Below are 3712 nucleotides of genomic sequence, written 5' to 3' on the forward strand. Positions count from 1 at the left end.
GTGCTGATCAATGCGTGGGAGTCACACGCCTATGCGCACGACCCGTCACGGCCGCAAACGATCATCCTTGCGCTCTATATAGAGCCGCGATGGCTCGGCGATTTTCGACCGAACTGGGCTGCAAGCCACGCTCCAGACTTCTTCACCACGAATGTCGGCTCGATCACGCCCGATATTCGCTCGCGCGTCCGCATTTTGGCAGAGGCCTTGGTGAATGAGCCGAACAGCACCCAGATGCACGAGGTGCTGCTCGGCGAACTCATGGTTGCCGTGATAGAGCGCTTCGCCGACTGGCGAGCGGTGCCAAATTCGATCCGCGATCTTGCATCGCGTCCTCTCGTCGACTTCCGCATCCGCAAGGCCGTCGACCGCATAAAGGCGGCACCAGGGGAAATTGATGATTTCAATCTTCTGGCAAGCGACATCGGTCTGTCGCGGGCGCACTTCTTCCGTCTGTTCGAGAGTTCATTGGGCGTGACGCCGCGGGTCTTCCTCAACGTTCAGCGGCTGGAACAGGCGGTTACCGCCGTAGCCGACGGTACGGAGAGCTTCGCGGCAATCGGCGACCGTCTCGGCTTTTCCGTACCAGCCCACTTCTCGCGCTTCTTCCATGACCATGCCGGCTCCTCGCCAAGCATCTTCCGAACCGTCAGCCGCCTCTCGGCGAGCGATTATGAGACTCCTCGGTAAGGTCTGATACGCAGCGGTATCGCCCGTCTGCACCGCTTTCTTCATTTTTCCCTACGGCACCCCGACACCAACGGGAGCGTGAGGAGCGAATGAAGAGTTTGGGAGCGGCAGGCGGCCTGATTGGCCGACCTGTGGAACGTATCGAGGACGCTGGACTTCTGACCGGCCGCGGCCGCTACATCGACGACCTGCCGGTCCGACGTGATACTGCGCATCTGGCAATCCTGCGCTCGCCGCATGCCCACGCGGAAGTTCGTGCGATCTCAACGGCTGCCGCCCTTGCTCTTCCCGGTGTCTTCGCCGTGCTGACCGGGGAGGATGTCGCGCGGCTCACCCGCAGCATGACGGTAGGGGTCAAGGCCAATGTTGAATGCTGGCCGATCGCTCGCGACCGGGTCCGCTATGTCGGTGAACCGGTTGCCCTCGTCGTCGCCGAAAATCGCTATGTTGCCGAGGATGCGCTCGACCTGATCGAGGTCGAGTATGAGACTCTGACCGCCGTTGTAGACCCTGAAAAGGCACTTGCCGCCGATGCACCGGTTCTGCATCCCTCTCTCGGCACTAACCTCATCAACGAGCGCAGCTTTGGCTACGGTGATCCGGAGGCCGCCTTTGCGACGGCAGCTCACCGGATCTCCATTCGAATTGCCTATCCGCGCAACTCCTGTACGCCGATCGAAACCTACGGCGTGATCGCAGAATACGATCCGGCCGAAGACGCCTATGATGTGACGGCGAATTTTCAGGGGCCGTTCTCGATCCATGCCGTGATTGCCCGAGCCCTGAATGTTCCCGGCAATCGCATGCGGCTGCGTACGCCCCCCGATTCCGGGGGCTCCTTCGGCATCAAGCAGGGCGTGTTCCCCTATGTTATCCTTGCTGCGGTCGCTGCCCGCGTCGCTGGCCGGCCGGTCAAATGGATCGAGGATCGCCTTGAGCACCTGACCGCATCAGTCTCCGCGACCAACCGTGTGACGACGCTGGAAGCAGCCGTCACACCCGAAGGGCAGATTACCGCGCTGAACTGGGACCAGCTGGAAGATTGCGGCGCCCACCTGCGGGCGCCGGAACCGGCGACCCTCTATCGCATGCACGGCAACATGACCGGCGCTTATGCGATCCGCAACGTCGCCATCCGCAATCGCGTCGTGCTTACCAACAAGACGCCCACCGGCCTTAACCGTGGCTTCGGCGGTCCGCAGATCTATTTCGCGCTGGAGCGCCTCGTTCATAAAATCGCTGACGAACTCCGCCTCGACCCGCTCGACGTCATCCGCCGCAACCTGGTGCCGGGCGATGCCTTCCCCTATCGCACAGCAACCGGTGGTCTGCTGGATTCAGGCGATTACCAGACGGCAATCGATCGCGCCTGTGCGGAAGGTGGTCTCGAGACTCTGCGGCAGCGCAGGGCCATTGCGCGCGCCGAAGGCCGCTTGTACGGCATCGGCTTTGCGGCCGTGGTGGAGCCCAGCGTCTCCAACATGGGCTACATCACGACAGTTCTTTCGCCGGATGAGCGGAAGAAGGCGGGGCCAAAAAACGGCGCGCAGTCGGTTGCGACAATAGCCATCGATCCACTTGGGTCCGTCACCGTAAAGGTCGCATCGGTGCCGCAGGGGCAGGGCCATCGCACCGTGCTGGCGCAGGTAGTTGCCGAGCGGCTGGGCCTCTCCATGGAGGCGGTGCGCGTCAATACCGAACTCGACACGTCGCGCGATGCCTGGTCTATCGCTTCTGGCAATTACGCAAGCCGGTTTGCCGCTGCGGTCGCCGGCGCAGCGTCGCTCGCCGCAGGTCGCATCAGGGAACGTCTCGCCGCAATCGCTGCCACGCAGCTCAATATCACGTCAGAAAACGTGGACTTCAGGGACGGCAAAGTCCTTGACCGCAACAACCCGGACAATGCCCTTTCCTTCGCACGTGTGGCTGCGTCAAGCCATTGGGCGCCTGGCACCCTGCCAGATGGAACGGACCAGACAATCCACGAGACGGTTTTCTGGACGCCGGAGCAACTGGAGGCGCCGACGGCAACGGACGGGATCAATTCGTCGCTTTGCCATGGCTTCATCTTCGACATCTGCGGCGTCGAGATCGACCGAACGACAGGGCAGGTGCGGATCGACCACTATGTGACGATGCATGACTGCGGTCGCATCCTGCACCCTGGCATGGTCGAGGGTCAGGTGCGCGGCGGGTTCGCCCAGGCGGTCGGCGCGGCACTCTACGAGGAATATGCCTATGGCGGCGACGGCAGCTTCCTGACCGGCACGCTCGCAGACTACCTAATCCCGACCGTCATGGAGACGCCGGAGCCGCTGGTCCTTCATCATGAGACGCCGTCGCCCTTCACGCCGCTCGGCGCCAAGGGGGTGGGCGAGGGCAATTGCATGTCGACTCCGGTCTGCATCGCCAATGCCGTCGCTGATGCCCTCGGCATCGAAGACGTCCAATTGCCGCTGTCGCCGAGCCGGATCACTGGGTGGCGCCATGGCGAAGAACGCCCGCCCTCGAAACCGCTGGACGCGAAACCGGCTGCCACCGGCGCTTCCGGCGAGCGGATGCTGACCGGTTCCGGCTCGGCGGAGGTTTCCGCCACGCGCGAAGCCGTCTGGGCGATGTTGCTGGACCCGAACACTCTCAAGGCAATCATTCCAGGGGCGCACGAGGTCCGGAAGGTTTCCGACACGCATTTCCGCGCCGAGGTCACGCTTGGCATAGGCCCGGTCAAGGGTCGCTACCGTGCCGACATCCGCCTCAGCGACATGGTCGAACCCGAGGCTGTGACGCTAGCGGGTGGCACCGAGGGAGCGCTTGGCTCCGGCCGCGGCACGGGCCGCGTCACCCTGACCGAGACCACAAACGGCACCCGGATCGACTATCGCTATGAGGCGGCAATCGGCGGCAAGGTCGCCTCGGTCGGAGGGCGTCTTTTGGACGGCGCGGCCCGCGTGGTGATCGGTCAGTTCTTCCAGGCGCTTGCCCGCCACGCTGGCGGGGCGCCCAGCCCGGCCAATGGCCTGAT

Annotated in this window: 2 protein-coding genes; both read left to right on the forward strand. The window is 63.6% G+C overall.

Annotated elements, in window-relative coordinates; genetic code table 11:
* On the forward strand, positions 1–690 hold a 690-nt coding region (locus tag VNZ93_RS07110), incomplete at its 5' end, for an AraC family transcriptional regulator (protein ID WP_325702122.1).
* An 89-nt stretch (positions 691–779) separates the two neighbouring features.
* Positions 780–3712, forward strand: a 2933-nt coding sequence (locus VNZ93_RS07115; RefSeq protein WP_325702125.1) for a xanthine dehydrogenase family protein molybdopterin-binding subunit, incomplete at its 3' end; no start/stop codon positions are given.

Origin of the sequence: Pseudorhodoplanes sp., from assembly GCF_035565795.1 — a bacterium.
Classification (GTDB): domain Bacteria; phylum Pseudomonadota; class Alphaproteobacteria; order Rhizobiales; family Xanthobacteraceae; genus Pseudorhodoplanes.